Source organism: Stenotrophomonas sp. CCNWLW57, assembly GCF_037203925.1.
Classification (GTDB): Bacteria; Pseudomonadota; Gammaproteobacteria; order Xanthomonadales; family Xanthomonadaceae; genus Stenotrophomonas; species Stenotrophomonas rhizophila_A.
The window spans coordinates 320,952-337,233 of sequence record NZ_JBBCBJ010000003.1 but is presented as its reverse complement, the minus strand read 5'-3'; the positions used below and the strand labels follow the sequence as shown (position 1 = coordinate 337,233).

The following is a 16,282-nucleotide window of genomic DNA, read 5'->3' as shown; positions in this document are numbered from 1 at the left end:
TGCTGCAGTGCAGCGAATTCACCGGGCGGTAGCCGGCTGCAAAACAGCCACGCTATAGTGGTCGATCAATGCGGTGCCCGCTTTCGTGCCCGGGCTGTATGGCGCGTCGTACCTGACCAAATTCATGACTGCTGAAACGACTACTCCGCCGGCCGCTCCGGCCCAGGCTTCCGGTCCGCTGTTCTACCGCCAGCCGCTGCCGCTGCAATCGGACAAGCACGCCAACTGGCGCCTGCGTCCGGGTTCGCTGGCGTTCGCCGCCGAGACCAACGCCATTCCGGCGGTGATCGGCGAATTCGGCATGGCCGCCCAGCATTTCCCCATCCTGTTCACCGGCCAGGATGCCTCGCCGATCGTGGCCGTGGGCCTGGCCCGCCGCAACCTGTTCGTGACCGACGGCAAGTGGGCCGACGACACCTACGCCCCGGCCTACCTGCGCCGCTATCCGTTCGTGTTCGTGCAGGCCGAGGACGACAATTTCCTGCTGGCGCTGGATGCCGATTCGGAACAGGTCAACCAGGGCGTCAGCGACGAAGGCGAGCCGCTGTTCGTTGATGGCAAGGCGACCGAACTGGTCGACAACGCCATGAAGTTCTGCGCCGATTTCACCCGCGAATACGAACAGACCCGCCAGTTCAGCGCCGCGCTGAAGGAACAGGACCTGCTGGTCGAGCGCAGCATCGACGTGACCCTGCCCAGCGGTGAAAAGATGTCGGTGAACGGCTTCCACGTGGTGGACGTCGAGAAGTTCGCCAAGCTGCCCGACGCCATCGTCGTCGCCTGGCATCGCAACGGCTGGCTGGCCTCGATCCACCACCACCTGAGCTCGCTGGCGCGCTTCAATGCGCTGGTGCAGCGCCAGAGCGCGCAGGTCGCTGCCGCGGCCTGATCACGCAATGGCGTGTGAGGACAGAAAACGGCGGCCGCAGGGCCGCCGTTTCTGTCTGTCCCGGCATCAGGAACGGCTGCCCCGTGCCTGGCGCAGCTGCCGTCGGAACGCCTCAAGCTTGCTGGAGCGGGGTTGGAGGTCGATCCCGACCCAGCGGTCCTGCTCGCGGCCATCGGCATCGATCTGCAGTTCGTGATGGAACAGTTCGCGGGTGCCGATGGCGCTGTCGCTGATGCCGGTCACCTCGCTGATCGACGCCACCACGCGGCGACCGCTGCCCAGCCGCTGGACATGCACCACGAAATCAACCGCACTGGCGATCTGCCGACGCACGTTGTCTTCGCTGCCCTGGAAGCCCGCGAGTCCTGCCAGGATCTCCAGCCGTTGCAGGCAGTCGCGCGCGGAGCTGGCGCGCACAGTGGCCATGGAGCCATCGTGCCCGGTCGCCATCGCCTGCAGCATCTCGATGACCTCGGCGCCGCGCAGTTCACCGACCAGGATCCGGTCGGGGCGCATGCCCAGGCTGCTGCGCATCAGCTCGCGGATGCCGACCGCGCCCTGGCCGTCCGTGCCCGCTGCGCGGCTTTCCAGACGCACGACATGCGGGTGCTTGAGCGTCAGTTCGGCAACCTCCTCGACGGTGGCGATGCGTTCGTCGGCCGGAATGTATCCGGCCATGGCGTTGAGCAGCGCGGTTTTCCCCGAATCGGCGGTGCCGCAGACGAGGACGTTGCAGCGGCCCAGCACCATCGCGTTCAACAGCGCATGCACGGCGGGATCGAACGTGCCCATGCGCAGCAGCTCGTCACAGGTGAACGGGGTCCTGCGGAACTTGCGGATGGAGACCACCGGGCCATCCAGCGCCAGCGGCGGGATGATCGCGTTGAGATGGCCACCAGCGGGCAGGCGTACGTCCGCGATCGGGCAGTCTTCGTCCAGCCGGCGCCCCAGCGGGGCCAGGATGCGGCGCAGGATCCGCAGCAGGTGGTCATCATCGGTGAAACGCTGGTTGATCGGTACCAGCTGCCCGGCCTGGGAGACATGGATATCCCGGTAGCCGTTGATAAGGATGGCATCGATGGCGGGATCGCGCAGCAGGTCTTCCAAGGGGCCGAAGCCGGTCAGTTCCTTGACCAGCGCGGCTGCCACGATTTCCATTTCGGCGGCATTGACCGGGATGCGCCATTCCTGCACGAACCGGTCGGTCTGGGTGGTTACGTAGCGGGCTACCGTGACCGGCGACCAGGCGTCGATGTCGACCTGCCCATCCTCGATGCTGTTGAGCAGGTGCTCATGGGCAGCGGCCAGCACCCGCAGGAAGTCCTCGGACTGCGCGAACGGCACCCGTGGGTCCGCTGCCGGATCCGCCGGCACGGAATCCGCATGCGCAGCGACCGGGCCGAGCGGGGCTACTTTCTTTTCCATTGACGGCTGTCCAGGAAGCGCATGAGGGTTTCCAGCGGGGTGTGCGGCCGCGCAGGCGGCGCGGCAGGGCACAGGCGCGCCAGCAAGGGCGCGAGCGCGCGCAGGTAGGGCGCGCGAGGGGCATCGTGCAACAGCAGGTGCCCATGGTTGGCGCTGGTGCGCAGGCGTTCGCAGCAGGGCAGGGCAGCCAGCAATGGCAGGCCGAACCGGTCAGCGATCTGGGCCGGGCCCAGTCCGCCGCCCTGGTGGTGGCGGTTGATGACCAACTGCAGGCGCGCGTCGCGGCTGCCGATGGCGTCCAGGTGTTTCAACACCTGGTCGAGTGAGACCAGCGTGCCGATCGCCGGGTCGGCGACGAGCCAGATCTCATCGGCACCGTTGAGGAGGGAGCGGGGAACCTGGCGGACCGGAACACCACCCAGGTCGCACAGCACCGTGCCGAACACCCCGCGCAGGCGCTGCATCAGTACGGCTGGATCGGCAAGGGTACCGCCATCTCCGCTTGCCGGCTGTCCCAGCAGGTGAAGTCCGCCTTCGTGCCGGGTCACCACCGTGCGGACCAGGTTGGCGTCGATGCGGTTGGCATGGCGCAGCGCATCTTCGTAGTGGAACTGGCTGTCCACGTTGAGATACAGCGCGGCATCGCCGGCCGGTTGGCCGAGGTCGACCAGCAGGGTGTCGGTGGCGTCGTCCTCTCCGGCGCGGGGCGCGGCGAGCTGTTGCGCCATCACCCCCAGATGGGTGGCCAGCGTGCTGGTGCCGACCCCGGCGCGTACGCCCAGCAGCAGGATAAGCCGGGCCTTCGCGGCGCCCGGCGCCGGCATGTCGGGAACATCGGCAGGCAGGGCGGCGGCGCGGCGCAGCAGGGCGTCGATCTCGGCGGTGCTCGCTTCCAGGTCGAGAATGTCGCGCAGGCCCGCCCGTACGGCCGCGACAATGCCATCTTCCTCCTTCGACGATGTCGACCCCACCGCGACCAGCGGCAGGTCCGGATGACTGCGCTGGAGCCGCCTGGCCAGTTCGCTGGAGGCCTGGGCGGCCCCGCGCAGATAATCCAGCAGCACCACGCAGGGGCCGCTGCGACGATGAACGTCGAGGGCACCCGGAGGCGCGGCACTGTCCTGCCAGTGCACGCGCATGCCGACCGGGAGCCGGGCTTCGAGCAGGGCGGCCAGGTGGCTGGCCGGGGCGTAGAGGACGAGGGTCATCGGTGGCGGCCTGGGGTGCAGCAGCTGGAGGGTAGCGGCCATGGGAGGCGTCCTTGCGCGCGGGCACGTCAGTCGATGTTCCGCCACCGCTGGCCCCGGCGGATGCACAAAATCGGCAGGATGCCTACATGCCGCCCTGTGATGGACCGATGGAAACAAAGTGAACGTAGGATATTGACGCCGTGTAAACACCTTCACGCAGAAACTCGCGAAAACGTACCGATATTCTGTCCGGTAGAACCCGCGATGCATTCTGAAGGGGGAATGCACAGCAAACCAGGAAGGGGCCTGCACGGTGGATGGCGACCATCGTGGAGTCCACGCCAAACGGGGAAACCACTGTCATGGCCGATGGTGAAGTGCAGGAAGTCCACGGTACCGCGTTACGCCAGCATGACCTGGCGTCGCTGGGCGGTGTGCTCCGGGTCTGCGAAGTGGAAATGGTGCTGCTGGACGACAACGGGCCGCGCGCATCGATCCAGTCGCAGGTACATGATGAATCGCTGTTCTGCACGGTCACCTGCGGTTTCCAGTTTCGCGGACGCTTCACGTTGCCGCCGGAATGGTGCCTGCTCGGTTTCATCCACGAGACCGACGAGTCGCGAAGCTGGTGCCACGGCGTGAGCCTGGGCGCGGGTACGGCATTGACGGTGTTTCCCGAAGGCGCCAGTGAATTCGCGCTCAGTGCCGGCAGCCGTTTCAGCTTCCTGCTTACGCCCATGCAGCGGGTGCAACGCAAACTCACCGAACTCAGCCTGCGTTCGAACCTGCCTTTCGGGCAGGCGCTGTCGCTGTTCGATGCGGGCGGCAGCGGTTCCGGCCTTGCCGGACGCTACGCGCAGCTTCCCGCATGGCTTGGCGGCGCGGGTCCGGCCCTGCCTGCTGACGCCGCGACCCTGCTGCTGCACGAACACGTGCAGGCCCTGCTCGCGGCCCAGGGCCAGAGCCGGGCGGCCAATTCCCGTGCGCGCCGCGCGCACTACCTGATCTCACAGCGCGCCGAATCCTTCATGCGGCAGAATCTGCGGCGCAACATCTACATGCACGAGATCTGCGCCGCGGCGGGCGTGAGCGAGCGTGCACTGCGCTATGCCTTCGAGGACCTGTTCGGCACCTCACCCAACCGGTACCTGTCGATGCTGCGGCTGTGCGCCGCATGCCGCGGCCTGTCGATGGCCGACGCCACCCGCAAGTCGGTCAAGGCGGTGGCGCTCAGCTGTGGCCTGTGGGATCTGTCGCGGTTCGCCGACAACTATCGGCGCGTATTCGGTGAGCTGCCCCGGGACACCCTGATGCGTGCGCCCGCCTCGGCGGGCATCCCGGCCTGAAGGCTCGTTTCCGGCATCGTGCCGGAATTGCGCATCCACATGCCGCATTCCTCCCTCGTCTTGCCGGAACGCACGTTCGTGCTGCCGGATCGAAGCGTCTGCGCGTCCATCCCGGCGCTCTAATGACCACGAAGCGCCGACGCGTGGATATGGCCCTGGATGTCCAGGACCACGCGACCGGCACACTTTGTCCTGGCTCGCTGTCAACCGCGGGATGTCTCCCCCGTCATCGCTCAGGGGGCAGCGAGCCAGGCCATTTCTCGCCTGCGATCCGTCTCAGCCGGCAGCCCGCTCGCTGGTGATCACCGCACCTTCGCGCATCACCAGGGTCACCGGCGTCCGTTCCACGACGTCCAGCAACCGTTGCCACTGCACGTCATCAAGCGCACCGCTGGCATGCAGCACCCGGTGGACCAGCAGGCGGTTGTCGGCGTCGCGGGAGGAGGACAGTTCGGCGCGGAACTCGCCGAGGTCCCAGCCCTTCTTCTCCGCATACATGCGCAGGGTGATGGCCGTGCAGGCCGACAGCGCCGCCAGGTACAGCTCGAACGGCGCCATGCCCGCGCCCTGTCCGCCGAGCGTGGCAGGCTCATCGGCCACCACGTGGTGTGCACCGGCGTGGATCTGGTGACGGTAGTTGGGGCCGTCGGAAACAATCCTGACCTGTGCCATGGCGTACGCTCTGCAACGGGAATGTGGGGCGCCGAGCATGCCATGCCGGCTGGCTGCGCGCAGCCTGCCAGCAGCGGGACGGTTTGTTGCCTTCGCGGTGGTTACTCCACGCCGGGGATCTTCACCTTCAATGCCGTCGCCTCGGCGTCGCAGTCCTGGGCCACCACGCCGCTGCCGCGCAGGCTGTCGATCTCGGCACGGGCCGCCCTCATATCCGCGTTGAAGGTTTCATTGGCATGCAGCACCGCGACGGCGCCAGCGCCGACCGCACGGCCCTGCAGCACATCGCTTTGCCAGTGCGCGTTGCAGATCAGCCGGTTTTCGCCGAACGCGCGACCGCGGGCGAGCACGGCATCGGCCTGGGCCGGGCTCAGCTCGCTCAGCAGCAGTGCCCAGGCCCAGCCGATCGAGGTATGCCCGGACGGATAGGAGCCGTCGGTGCGCAGCGAGGCTTCGTCGGCCGGGAAGCAGGTCTTCTCTTTGTAGAACACGAACGGCCGTGTGCGCTTGTAATGGTCCTTGGCCGCGTACGTGGCCAGGCCCGCATCGACGAGGGTGCGTTGCAGCAGCAGGTAGAGGCGCGGCGTATCCTGCTGGCTGATCGGCACCCCCAGCGCGCAGGAAAACGTGCTGGCCACCTGCGGGAAGCGCAGGTCGGCATCGCGGCTGGCCAGCGCGTAGCGCGGACTGGATTTCAACTTCTGCGATGCCCGGCTGGTCGCCTGGTCGCGGGCAAACCCGGCCGAGCCCTTGGCGGGAGGCGGCGGCAGCAACAGCAGGCTGTCGGGCAGCGCACGTCCCAGGTAGCCGGCGGGTACGCCCGGGCGCAGCTCCGGAACGGGCGCCGGCTGCGGCGGCATTGCGGAGGGGATCAGTGCCGGTGCCGGGCTGGTCAGCGGACCGGTGGCGCAGCCGGCCAACAGCACGACGGACAGCCAGGACGCCTTGCGAAGAGCGGGCATGGGAATCTCCATCCGTAGGGTTCTACTGGCCGGCCGCACCACGCGGCGCGGCATCGCGCAGGGGAAAGCGCACTTCGATCCGCGCACCGCCGAGCGGGCTGGTGCCCACGTGCAGGGTGCCGGCCAGCAGGCGTGCGCGTTCTTCCATGCTGATCAGGCCCAGCCCGGGCGTGCGCCGCAGGTGGCTGGCCAGGATGCCCACGCCATCGTCATCCACCCGCAGCACCACGTTCTGCCCACGCACGCACACCAGCACGTCGGCCACGCTGGCGCGTGCGTGCTTGTCCACGTTGTTGACCGCTTCCTGGACGATCCGGAACAGGCTCAGCTCCTGTTCGTCGTTCAGGCGTGGCGCGTCCTCGATGGTGCAGCGCAGCCGCAGCCGTCCGCGTGCGTTGCGCTTGATGCAGAACGCATCCAACGCACTGGCCAGCCCGGTGAAGCGCAGGATGCTGGGGTGCAGTTCGTGCGAAATGGCGCGGATGTCGTTGGACACCGACAACAGCTGGTCCTGCAGTTCCACCACGCTGGGGCGCTCGGCAGGCGGGATGTGGTTGCGCAGGGTGCTGAGCCGGATCGAGATCGCGGCCAGCGACTGGTTGACGTCGTCATGCAGGTCGCGCGCGATCCGGGTGCGTTCCTCTTCCTGCACCACCAGCATCCGCCCGGTGACTTCGCCCAGGCGCGCGTACGCACGCTGCAGTTTTATCCGGTTGGACAGCTTCTGCTCGGAAAGTGCGCCGAGGAACAGCAGTGCGAACCCCGTGCACAGGGTCCAGGCCTGGCCGGTGAGCAGGTTGCGCTCGGGCGTCCAGAAGCCGAACGGTCCCATCGCTTCCAGGCCCAGCTGCATCCCCAGCACCGCCACTACCACCATGGTCATGGATGCCCCCGCGATGCCGAACACGATCAGTGCCCAGACCAGCAACGGAATCGGCGCCAGGGTGAGCAGCGGGGTGACTACACCGTCCTGCCAGTCCACCGTCCACAGCACCACCAGCAGGCCCAGCAGCAGCAGGGCCAGGCCCAACGTCTGCCAATGCCAGCCGTGGCGGCGCTCGGGTGCTTCAAGGATGCGGGCCACGTTGACCAGGGCCGGCACCAGCAGCAGGTAGCTGACGCTGCTGGTGAGGGCGAACTCGCGCATCGTGGCGGGCGCCAGCGCAGAACCGCGTCCACCCAGCGCCAGCGCGTACCACCACGCCCCGCACAGGGGCAGCAGTACACAGGCCAGCAGCAGGAACAGGGTCAGGTCGCGGTAGTCCTCCAGCGCAGCGCGGTCGCCGCGCCAGCGCTGCAGCAGCCACGCCACCATTGCCACCATGGCGAACTCGCCCAGGCTGGCCAGCAGGCGCGGCAGTGCCGACAGCGGCACCAGCAGCAACGACAGCACGGTGCCGGCGCAGGCGGCGAGTATGCACCCGCGCCATTGGCTGCGCGGGGTGAACAGCAACCAGCCGAGCAGTACCGGGCCGGGTATCCACAGCACCTGCAGCTGCGGGTTGTGGCCAAGCGTGGGCAGCCAGTGGCCGAGCATGCAGCCGACCAGGAGCGGGAGTACATTTGTTATGAGAATGCGCACATCCAGTGGAGAGGATGTGAAGCGCTCACTGCGACGTGAGGGCGAGCGGTTCTGGGCAGTGTCCGGCGGGGTCGCGCCGACCTGGTTCACCTGGCTGCTGGCCTGCACTCTGCACCTCGGGGGAGATGCGCGGGATCGCCACACTGGCAATCCATGCGCCATAACGTGGTACGACTTTCGGGGTGAGCAACGGACTGCGACCGGTCGTGGCTGGGGGGTCCGGCGGCACGACTTGTCGCCATGTCGTAACGGCCCCACAATCGCGCCGATGAGAACAGGTTGACTCGACGCGCGCTATCCACATTCCGACGAATCCGGGAGCTGGCGATGGACGAACCGATGTCCCCCTACAGCCGTTTTGTCGTTGACGGCTTTGATGCGGACGCCCTGCTGGGGGTGGTGCGCGATACCCGCTTCGAGCAGCGGCTGCTGGCTGCCGGCCACTTCCGCGCCTGCGTGCAACGCCTGGTCTTTCCCGAGTTCAGTCTGGACAGTGGCGCCTACACGCTGCCGATCTTTGCCAGTGGAAGCTTCAGCCAAGGCATGATCGCGCTGGCCCTGGCCGTCACGTGCGCGCAGCCGATGTGGGCAAACGGACGCTGGATCGCAGCGGGCCAGATCATGGTGTTTGCCGAGGACAGCGAGTTGAACGTGCGCCCCAGTCCCGGGGGCTGGCAATGGGCAGTGATGCTCATTCCGCGCACCGTGCTGCAGCGGGAAGCGGTGCAGCGGGTCGGGCGCGAATTGCGGCTGCCCAAGGTGGGCTGGTACAGCCGCGGGGCGGCCCCCAGGGACGCCCGCAACCTTCGCGAAGGGGTGTTCACGGTGCTTCAGGACGCCGCCGGTTGGCAGGGGATTGTCCGGCCCGAGCAGCTGGAGATGCAGGCAGCCACCCTGCTGGGGGTGTTCATCGATGCCGTGGCGGCGTCAGATGGCGGACCCGAACGGCGGGGGTTGGGCAGCTGCAACGAGCGCCGCCGCGACGCCATCGTGCGCCAGGCAGAGGCCTATCTGAAATTGCAGCTGGAGAATCCCTATGACAGCCGGGCGCTGTCCCGGCACCTGGGCGTGGGCGAACGCCAGCTGGAGCGTCTGTTTCGTGACGCCTACGGGCATGGCCCGTGCCACTGGCACCAGCTGGCGCGGTTGAACCTGGCCCGCAGTGCCCTGCGGCATGCCCGGGGCTCGGTGGGGGTGACCGAGGTGGCGACGCGTTTCGGCTTTGCGCATCTGGGTCGCTTCTCGGTGATGTACCGCGACGTGTTCGGCGAAAGCCCCCGGGATACCCTGCGTGGCTGAACCGTTTTGAACGTCCGTCACAGTGTGAAGCAACGTCACGGCGCCATCACGTCGGCACCATCAAGGTCGAATCGTTGTGCGGGGCCGGCGCTACCGCTGGCGCGCAGAGCACTTCGATCAGGGGACGATTGATGCCACGGGAGACGACAACATGCAGGTTTCGTATTCGCCGGCGGAGTGCCGGTATCGCAGGGTAGTGCTGGCCGACGACCACCGCGTGGTGGCGCAGGGCATCGAGCATTTGTTGGAGGACCGGTTCGAGTCGATCGAACTGGTGTCTTCCGGACAGGAACTGGTTGACGCCGTCAGGCGGGATCCGCCCGACGTCGTGGTGGCCGACATCAGCATGCCTGGCCTGACCGGCATACAGGCACTGCGTCGGATGCGCGAAGAGGGCTACGAGATGCCGGTGGTGTTCCTCACCATGCATGACGAGTCGAGCGTGGCCGCCGAGGCGATCCGCGCCGGCGCCCGCGGCTATGTGCTCAAGAGTGCGGCGGGTGAGGAACTGGTGCGGGCGTTGGCGGGCGTGATGGGCGGGCACACGTACGTGACCCCGACCCTGGCGGTGGATGCCATCACCAATGCGGGCCGGCAGCAGTACGTGCTGACCGACAAGCAGCTGCGCATCCTGGAGTACGTCGCGCGCGGCCTGCGCTCCAAGCAGATCGCCTACGAACTTGGGGTGTCGGTGCGCACGATCGAATCGCACAAATACGCGATCATGCAGGAGCTCGGCGTGCACGGCACGCTGGAACTGGTGCGCAAGGCCGAACACGAAGGCCTGATCCGGCACTGAGCACCGTCTGCATACGGGACGCGGGCAAGTAGATTTACTTGCCCGCGTCCGGTTGTTTTTCCCTTGTCCGGGGCGCAGGCACGGCACACCATCAGGGAACGCGTTGACCTGGCGGGAACCATGAATGCTGCCCGTGTGCTGCTTGCCGAAGACGGCTCCGCCATGGGCCGGCAACTGCGTGGCCTGCTTGCCGAACAGTTCGAGGTGATCGGCCTGGTGCAGGACGGCGCCTCGCTGGTCAAGGCGGCGCAATCGATGCTGCCCGACGTGGTGGTCACCGATATCGCGATGCCGGAACTCAACGGGCTGGAAGCGGCGCGCCGTCTGCGCGTGCAGCGGCCCGTGCTGGGCGTGGTGTTCATCACCGTCCACTCCGAATCGCAGCTGGTGGACCAGGCCATGGCGCTGGGGCCCTGCAGTTACGTGCTGAAGTCCGACGCGGGCGATGACCTGGCCATGGCCGTGCAGGCCGCATTGCGCGGCGAACGCTTCCTCTCGCACTCGCTGTAGGCAGATCCGTCGTTCAGATCAGCATGCCTGCCAGCTTGGCGACCAGATCGTCGACCGACATCGCCACCAGCGCCAGGGGCAGCAGTGGCGCCAAGGCGGGCAGGGCCATGCCCAGCAGGGTCCAGCGGGTGAACGGTACCACTGACATCGATGCGGTGCCCTGGTAAACCGCGCTGAAATCAGCGAACGCCGAGGCATCGTTGTGGTCGAGCAGCGACTCGCTGCCGGCCGTGTCCTCACTGGCCGCTCTCCAGCGCTGGTCGAACGCGGCCGCCGCGCGGCTGCCCAGGGCGCTGAAACGGTACAGCGCATGCCGTCGCGCGCGGATCAGTATCGGGCTGAGCAGTAGCAGCGGGGCCAGCAACAGCAGGGTCACGCCAATGACGTACCCCGCCAGCAAGTGGCGCAGCGAGTACAGCGAGGCGTCGAGATAGGTCATGTGGTTGAGGCAGGCCCCGGACAGGACCAGTGCGCCAGCCGCGCCCAGCATGCTGAAACGCTCGTGGGCCACGCCCAGAAACGCCAGGCCACCGGTCCGGTCGGGATGCTCGGCGTGCAGCGTCAGACCCACCGATGGCAGCCGGGCCAGCAGCATGGCCCAGAGCAGGAACCGCCACAGCCACAGCAGCATGACCAGCCGGAACAGGGGCATGCCGACCCATGCATACCAGTGCCCCGCAGGCGTGGTCGCGCCGCCTTCGGTTCGCCAGTCGGGAACGCCGCTGAGCAGGCTGACCACGCCACCCTGGACGAACAGCGGCAGGAAGGCCAGCACGATGCAGGCCAGCTCCGGCCATCGACTGTCACGCAGACGTCGGATTGTAGCCAGCAGCGCCTGCAGCCGGGGCTGCCGACGTGGGTGGACCAGGCTGGCCTGGCTGAGTTGGCGCAGGGCACTGTGCAGCAGCGCATCGGCACGTGGCGCGGCGAGTACCAGCAGCGGCAACGCCAGCAGCAGGCGGGCGAGGGTGGCGTAGTCGCCGAGCAACGCCATGGCGTGTGGCCGCGGCAGCAGCATTCCCTGCGCGCTGGCCAGCCCGACCAGGGGAAGCAGTGTCACCGCCACCAGCAGGGCGGCAAGCCACCACGACAGGCGCCGGCTGCCATGCAGTGCGCCGCTGGCGTGCAGCAGGCGGTGCACCAGTCCACCGCGCATCAGTGAGTAGCTGTCCTGGCTCATGCCGGATGAGCATACCCTCGAGGCATACCGTTGCCGGCGCAGTAAAAATACTGACGCCGGTGCAGTACCTATCCCGATGTGCGTTTACATTGTCACCGCCAAGCTGGAATCCTCTGCAATGGAACCCGGCAATGCTCCTGGCCATCGATTTCCTGACGCGCTTCTGGACAGACATGATGGGTCGTGCGGACGGTCCGATGACGTTCCGGTTCTTCCTGCAGCCGACCATGGCGCTGATCACCGCGCTGATCGACGGCATCCGCGCCGCCCGGGCCGGCAAGCCGCCCTATGCATGGCTCATCGCCCACAGCAGCGGCGGTGAGCGCCTCGCCACATGGCGCGAAGGGGTCACCGCAACGACGCGGATCCTGTTGCTGGGCGTGGTCATGGATGTGATCTACCAGGTCCGCGTGTACGGCGGCTTCCGCTACCCGCTGGAAGCGTTCGTGCTCGCGGTCCTGCTGGGCTTCATTCCCTACCTCATCCTGCGAGGCCCCTTCACCCGCCTGGCGGGCTATTGGCTGCGGCGTCACCCCCACCACGGCAAGGACTCCCGGCCATGACCGAGAAAGATCCGGCGAAGGCACTGTCCGACCGCGCCATCACCATCGAGCAGGCACGGCAGACGCTGGGCGGCACCGACCAGGCATCGCTGGAGCTGTCCTCGCGGCGCACCGGCATGTCGTTCCAGCGCACGCGCATGAGCGCCGACCGCACGCTGATGTCGATTATCCGCACCGCGCTGTCGCTGATCGGATTCGGCTTCACCATCTACCAGTTCTTCGGCCACATGCTGGAGACGCCCGGCGTGACCCTGCGCCCGCACGCCCCGCGCAACTTCGGCGTGGCCCTGGTCGCACTGGGCATGGTGATGCTGACCCTGGGCATCATCTACCACCTGCGCTACATGAAGGAGCTGCGCCGCGAGCGTGCCCTGATGATGGGTGAAGGCCTGATCCACGGCGAAAGCCACTACCCGATATCGCTGACCCTGATCACCGCAGGCCTGCTCTGGCTGCTTGGCCTGCTGGCGATCGTGAGCATGACGTTCAATGTTGCGCCTTTCGGCTGAGGGGGAAGAGATGAGTGTGGTGGCCGATACCATGATCGACATCGAGGGCGGGGTCTTCCTGATGGGCTCCGACGACCATTACCCGGAAGAGCGCCCCGCGCACAAGGTGCGGGTGGGGCCGTTCCGGATCGACCGCTATCCGGTCACCAACCGCGAGTTCTCGCGCTTCGTCAGCGCCACCGGTTATGTGACCGCGGCCGAGCGGCCTGCCGATCCGCGCGACTACCCGGGTGCGGATCCGGCGCTGCTGGTGCCCTCGTCGGTGGTGTTCGTGCAGCCCTCCGGCCCGGTGGACATGTCCAATACCCACAACTGGTGGCACTACGTTGCAGGCGCCAACTGGCGCCATCCGCGCGGACCCTTTACCCAACTGGACGGCCTGGATGACCACCCGGTGGTCCATGTGACCTTCGCCGATGCGCAGGCGTACGCGAAATGGATCGGCAAGGACCTGCCCACGGAGGCGGAGTGGGAGTACGCCGCACGTGGCGGCCAGGAGCCCAGCGAGTTCGCCTGGGGCGACAGCCTCACCGTGCGCGGGCGCCACCAGGCCAATACCTGGCAGGGCGAGTTTCCGTGGATGAACGTGGAAGAAGACGGTCACCGCTGGACCTCGCCGGTGGGCAGCTATCCGCCCAATGGCTACGGGCTGTACGACATGATCGGCAACGTGTGGGAGTGGACCAGCGACTGGTACCAGCAGCATGACCGGCTGCAGAGCAAAGCCTGCTGCGCGATCGACAACCCACGCGGCGGCGAGCGCCAGCGCAGCCACGATCCGAACGATGGCAGCGCGATCCCACGGCGGGTGATGAAGGGTGGCTCGCACCTGTGCGCGCCCAACTATTGCCGCCGCTACCGTCCGGCCGCACGGATGGCCCAGCCGATCGATACCTCCACCTGCCACGTCGGCTTCCGCTGCGTGGAACGATGACCCACGAGGTGATTGCCATGCCAGCCCCTTCCGCCTCGCTCTATCGCCGCAGCTGTCTGGCCACGGCCGTGCTGCTTGGCACGCTTGCACTGGTCGCCGCGTTGCCCGCGCACGCGGTCGAAGGCGGGTTGGGACGTTCGATCACCGGCATGCAGATCACCTCCTACGTCGGCGTGATTCCGCCGGAGCCTGGCATGCAGTGGTCGCTGAGTTATGTGCAGTACGACGGCAAGATCGGCGCCAGCCGACCGGCGCCGATCGCGGGGCAGGTCTCGCTGGGGCTGGAGGGGGATGTCAGCCTGTGGGCCGCCAGCGGCGTGTACGTGTGGCCGACCAGGACCGGCCGGTGGAACTTCGCCAGCATGCTGACCGTGCCCTACATCGATGCCGATGTCACCGCCAGCCTGCAGGGCCCGCTGGGCAACCAGGTGCGTGTGCAGGACAGCGCTTCGAATCTGTTCGACGTGTACTTCGCGCCGGTGATCGCTGGTTTCCACATCAACGAAGTGCAGCACCTGTCGTTCGGTCTGTATGTCTACGCGCCCACCGCCAAGTACACGCCGGGCAAGCTGGCCAACCCCGGCCTGAACGTCTGGACCGTGTCGCCTGCCGCCGGCTACACCCATCTGTTCCAGAAAGGCACGCTGGAATTCAGCGTGCTTGGTGGCATGGACTGGTACAGCCGCAACGATGACACCGACTACAAGAACGGCCTGGTCCTGCGCACCGACGCGCTGCTGGTCAAGCGCACCGCCAGTGGCTGGGGGTTCGGCGCGGCCGCCGGCTGGCTGCAGCAGGTGCAGGACGATGAAAGCGACCTGGCCGACCGCCTCGACGGCTTCAAAGGTCGTTCGTTCGGTGTCGGGCCGGTGCTGACCTACGGCAAGAAATGGTCCGGCGGTGAGCATGTGGATGTTTCGTTCCGCTATCTGAGTGAGTTCAGCGTGCGCAACCGCTTTGAGGGTGATCCCTGGAGCGTGTCGATCAGCGCGGGTTTCTGAGCCGCGCGTTTCCCTTTCCTTCTCCGGAGGCATGCAATGGCGACCCCTGCAATCTGTATTGCCCGCACTGCCTGCCTGCTGATCGCTGGGCTGGCGGGCGGCGCGCTGCCGCTCGCGGCGGCGCCGGCGCGCACGCCGCCGGCCACCGCGGACGTCGGCGAGCGCGATCCTGAAGCGCTGGCGGCGCTGGATCGGATGGGTGCGGCGTTGCGTGGACTCAGACAGTTCTCGCTGACCTCCGATGCGAGCACCGAGGTGGTGCTGGAAGACGGCCAGAAGATCGAGCTGGACGGTGTGGTGACCTACAAGGTCAAGGCGCCCGACCAGCTGTTCCTGGAACTGCGCAGTGACCGCCAGTTGCGGCAGCTGTTCTACGATGGCAAGGCCTTGACGGTGTACTCGCCGCGGTTGAAGTACTACGCGCAGGTGGACGGGGCAGGGGCCACGCTGGGTGAACTGGTCGACCAGGCCGCCCTCCGCTATGGCATCGAAATGCCACTGGCCGATATGTTCCTTTGGGGTACCGACAAGGCGCCCACGTCCGCGATCCGCAACGCATTGCACATTGGCGGCGGTACCGTGGACGGTGAGCCGGTGGAGCAGTACGCGTTCAAGCAGGATGCCGTGGACTGGCAGGTGTGGATATCCAAGGCGACCTCGCTGCCGAAGAAGCTGATCATCAACTCCCTGGATGACCCGGCCCAGCCGCAGTATCGGGCCCGCCTGAACTGGGATGCCGGCACGGCGGTACCGGCCACCGCGTTCCAGTTCATCCCGGCGGCCGACGACGCGCGGATAAAGCTGGTGCCGGTCGAGGTTGCCGTGGTTGCCCCCGATGCCGGCCAGGAGAACTGACATGCGCACCCTGCTCAAGGCCCGCACCCCTGTGTTGACCTGCGCGGGTAGCCTGCTGGTCCTGCTTGCGGTGGGCATCGCGCCGGTCAACGCGCAGCACGGCCACCGCGGCGGCGGCGCGGCCCGCGCAAGCGCGCACGCCAACATCAACCGGCCGGTACGCCCGCAGGGCGGTGGCGCCCACCGCGATGTCAACCACAACGCAAACCGCAACGTGGACCGCGACGTCAACCGGAATGTGAACCGGAACGTGAATCGGGATGTCCATGTGGACGTGGACTACCACGACGACCACTGGAACCGCTATGACGACCACCCGTTCGCGACGGCGGCGGCGGTTACCGCGGGCGTGGCGGTGACCTCGGCGGTGATCGGCTCGATCGTGAATTCGGTGCCGCCCAGCTGTGTGACCACCGTCATCAATGGCATGGCCTACCAGCAGTGCGGGAGTACCTGGTATGAGCCGCGGTACAGCGGTACCACGGTGCAGTATGTGGTGATCAATCCGCCCAGGTAAGTGTGATGCGTCATCGGTGTGCGTCTGCGTTGAAGGGGGTGGGTTGAAG

Annotated in this window: 17 protein-coding genes; 11 read left to right on the top strand and 6 right to left on the bottom strand. The window is 67.2% G+C overall.

Annotated elements, in window-relative coordinates:
- Positions 1-124: 124 nt before the first annotated feature.
- Positions 125-889 carry a SapC family protein gene (locus V9K91_RS09390; RefSeq protein WP_336443114.1) on the top strand — a complete coding sequence of 255 codons (765 nt, stop codon included), beginning with the start codon at positions 125-127 and terminating at the stop codon, positions 887-889.
- A 66-nt stretch (positions 890-955) separates the two neighbouring features.
- On the opposite strand, the gene V9K91_RS09385 is transcribed toward V9K91_RS09390, so the two are convergent.
- Both V9K91_RS09385 and V9K91_RS09380 read right to left on the bottom strand, forming a co-directional pair.
- Complete coding sequence (locus V9K91_RS09385; RefSeq protein ID WP_336443113.1) at positions 956-2,314, bottom strand: CpaF family protein; 1,359 nt, start codon at positions 2,312-2,314, stop codon at positions 956-958.
- Entirely contained in the window at positions 2,299-3,564 is a 1,266-nt protein-coding gene (locus V9K91_RS09380) for a fimbrial protein (protein ID WP_336443112.1), read from the bottom strand. The genes V9K91_RS09385 and V9K91_RS09380 overlap by 16 nt, the downstream gene beginning before the upstream one ends.
- A gap of 302 nt (positions 3,565-3,866) precedes the next feature.
- On the opposite strand from V9K91_RS09380, the gene V9K91_RS09375 reads away from it, so the two are divergent.
- Positions 3,867-4,850, top strand: coding sequence for a helix-turn-helix domain-containing protein (locus V9K91_RS09375; RefSeq protein ID WP_336443199.1), 984 nt, complete (start codon positions 3,867-3,869; stop codon positions 4,848-4,850).
- Positions 4,851-5,126: 276 nt separating this feature from the next.
- Here the strand turns inward: V9K91_RS09375 and V9K91_RS09370 are convergent, their stop codons facing one another.
- The 3 genes from V9K91_RS09370 to V9K91_RS09360 all read right to left on the bottom strand — a co-directional run bounded on the left by V9K91_RS09370 (position 5,127) and on the right by V9K91_RS09360 (position 8,228).
- Entirely contained in the window at positions 5,127-5,522 is a 396-nt protein-coding gene (locus tag V9K91_RS09370; protein WP_249832616.1) for an OsmC family protein, read from the bottom strand.
- A 101-nt stretch (positions 5,523-5,623) separates the two neighbouring features.
- Entirely contained in the window at positions 5,624-6,484 is an 861-nt protein-coding gene (locus tag V9K91_RS09365) for a phosphatase PAP2 family protein (protein WP_249832615.1), read from the bottom strand.
- A 22-nt stretch (positions 6,485-6,506) separates the two neighbouring features.
- Entirely contained in the window at positions 6,507-8,228 is a 1,722-nt protein-coding gene (locus tag V9K91_RS09360) for a histidine kinase (protein ID WP_283938953.1), read from the bottom strand.
- Positions 8,229-8,405: 177 nt separating this feature from the next.
- Between V9K91_RS09360 and V9K91_RS09355 the strand changes: the two genes are divergently transcribed.
- The 3 genes from V9K91_RS09355 to V9K91_RS09345 all read left to right on the top strand — a co-directional run bounded on the left by V9K91_RS09355 (position 8,406) and on the right by V9K91_RS09345 (position 10,674).
- Entirely contained in the window at positions 8,406-9,365 is a 960-nt protein-coding gene (locus V9K91_RS09355) for an AraC family transcriptional regulator (protein ID WP_249832613.1), read from the top strand.
- Positions 9,366-9,516: 151 nt separating this feature from the next.
- Positions 9,517-10,164: a response regulator transcription factor gene (locus V9K91_RS09350; RefSeq protein ID WP_184123369.1), complete on the top strand. Its 648-nt coding sequence runs from the start codon at positions 9,517-9,519 to the stop codon at positions 10,162-10,164.
- Positions 10,165-10,284: 120 nt separating this feature from the next.
- Entirely contained in the window at positions 10,285-10,674 is a 390-nt protein-coding gene (locus tag V9K91_RS09345; protein ID WP_249832612.1) for a response regulator transcription factor, read from the top strand.
- Between the two features lie 13 nt (positions 10,675-10,687).
- Here V9K91_RS09345 and V9K91_RS09340 read toward each other — a convergent pair whose 3' ends face one another.
- Positions 10,688-11,854, bottom strand: coding sequence for a hypothetical protein (locus tag V9K91_RS09340; RefSeq protein ID WP_249832611.1), 1,167 nt, complete (start codon positions 11,852-11,854; stop codon positions 10,688-10,690).
- A gap of 131 nt (positions 11,855-11,985) precedes the next feature.
- On the opposite strand from V9K91_RS09340, the gene V9K91_RS09335 reads away from it, so the two are divergent.
- The 6 genes from V9K91_RS09335 to V9K91_RS09310 are packed head-to-tail and all read left to right on the top strand — an operon-like array spanning position 11,986 to position 16,233.
- Positions 11,986-12,417, top strand: coding sequence for a hypothetical protein (locus V9K91_RS09335; RefSeq protein ID WP_068852508.1), 432 nt, complete (start codon positions 11,986-11,988; stop codon positions 12,415-12,417).
- On the top strand, positions 12,414-12,926 hold the full coding sequence (locus V9K91_RS09330) for a DUF202 domain-containing protein (RefSeq protein ID WP_083214162.1): 513 nt from the start codon (positions 12,414-12,416) through the stop codon (positions 12,924-12,926). Before V9K91_RS09335 ends, V9K91_RS09330 begins: the two co-directional genes overlap by 4 nt.
- A gap of 10 nt (positions 12,927-12,936) precedes the next feature.
- Positions 12,937-13,860, top strand: coding sequence for a formylglycine-generating enzyme family protein (locus tag V9K91_RS09325; RefSeq protein WP_249832610.1), 924 nt, complete (start codon positions 12,937-12,939; stop codon positions 13,858-13,860).
- 17 nt (positions 13,861-13,877) lie between these two features.
- Positions 13,878-14,861 carry a transporter gene (locus tag V9K91_RS09320; protein ID WP_176472659.1) on the top strand — a complete coding sequence of 328 codons (984 nt, stop codon included), beginning with the start codon at positions 13,878-13,880 and terminating at the stop codon, positions 14,859-14,861.
- 36 nt (positions 14,862-14,897) lie between these two features.
- A complete protein-coding gene (locus V9K91_RS09315; protein ID WP_095363891.1) occupies positions 14,898-15,716 on the top strand; it encodes a DUF2092 domain-containing protein in 819 nt (272 codons plus the stop codon).
- A gap of 1 nt (position 15,717) precedes the next feature.
- Positions 15,718-16,233: a hypothetical protein gene (locus V9K91_RS09310; protein WP_217977555.1), complete on the top strand. Its 516-nt coding sequence runs from the start codon at positions 15,718-15,720 to the stop codon at positions 16,231-16,233.
- Positions 16,234-16,282: the final 49 nt, after the last annotated feature.

Coding starts and splice junctions, on each gene's coding strand:
- V9K91_RS09390 (WP_336443114.1), top strand. CDS start 125: ATGACTGCTGAAACGACTACTCCGCCGGCCGCTCCGGCCCAGGCTTCC.
- V9K91_RS09370 (WP_249832616.1), bottom strand. CDS start 5,522: ATGGCACAGGTCAGGATTGTTTCCGACGGCCCCAACTACCGTCACCAG.
- V9K91_RS09330 (WP_083214162.1), top strand. CDS start 12,414: ATGACCGAGAAAGATCCGGCGAAGGCACTGTCCGACCGCGCCATCACC.
- V9K91_RS09335 (WP_068852508.1), top strand. CDS start 11,986: ATGCTCCTGGCCATCGATTTCCTGACGCGCTTCTGGACAGACATGATG.
- V9K91_RS09385 (WP_336443113.1), bottom strand. CDS start 2,314: ATGGAAAAGAAAGTAGCCCCGCTCGGCCCGGTCGCTGCGCATGCGGAT.
- V9K91_RS09345 (WP_249832612.1), top strand. CDS start 10,285: ATGAATGCTGCCCGTGTGCTGCTTGCCGAAGACGGCTCCGCCATGGGC.
- V9K91_RS09360 (WP_283938953.1), bottom strand. CDS start 8,228: ATGGCGCATGGATTGCCAGTGTGGCGATCCCGCGCATCTCCCCCGAGG.
- V9K91_RS09380 (WP_336443112.1), bottom strand. CDS start 3,564: ATGGCCGCTACCCTCCAGCTGCTGCACCCCAGGCCGCCACCGATGACC.
- V9K91_RS09320 (WP_176472659.1), top strand. CDS start 13,878: ATGCCAGCCCCTTCCGCCTCGCTCTATCGCCGCAGCTGTCTGGCCACG.
- V9K91_RS09350 (WP_184123369.1), top strand. CDS start 9,517: ATGCAGGTTTCGTATTCGCCGGCGGAGTGCCGGTATCGCAGGGTAGTG.
- V9K91_RS09375 (WP_336443199.1), top strand. CDS start 3,867: ATGGCCGATGGTGAAGTGCAGGAAGTCCACGGTACCGCGTTACGCCAG.
- V9K91_RS09340 (WP_249832611.1), bottom strand. CDS start 11,854: ATGAGCCAGGACAGCTACTCACTGATGCGCGGTGGACTGGTGCACCGC.
- V9K91_RS09325 (WP_249832610.1), top strand. CDS start 12,937: ATGAGTGTGGTGGCCGATACCATGATCGACATCGAGGGCGGGGTCTTC.
- V9K91_RS09365 (WP_249832615.1), bottom strand. CDS start 6,484: ATGCCCGCTCTTCGCAAGGCGTCCTGGCTGTCCGTCGTGCTGTTGGCC.
- V9K91_RS09310 (WP_217977555.1), top strand. CDS start 15,718: ATGCGCACCCTGCTCAAGGCCCGCACCCCTGTGTTGACCTGCGCGGGT.
- V9K91_RS09355 (WP_249832613.1), top strand. CDS start 8,406: ATGTCCCCCTACAGCCGTTTTGTCGTTGACGGCTTTGATGCGGACGCC.
- V9K91_RS09315 (WP_095363891.1), top strand. CDS start 14,898: ATGGCGACCCCTGCAATCTGTATTGCCCGCACTGCCTGCCTGCTGATC.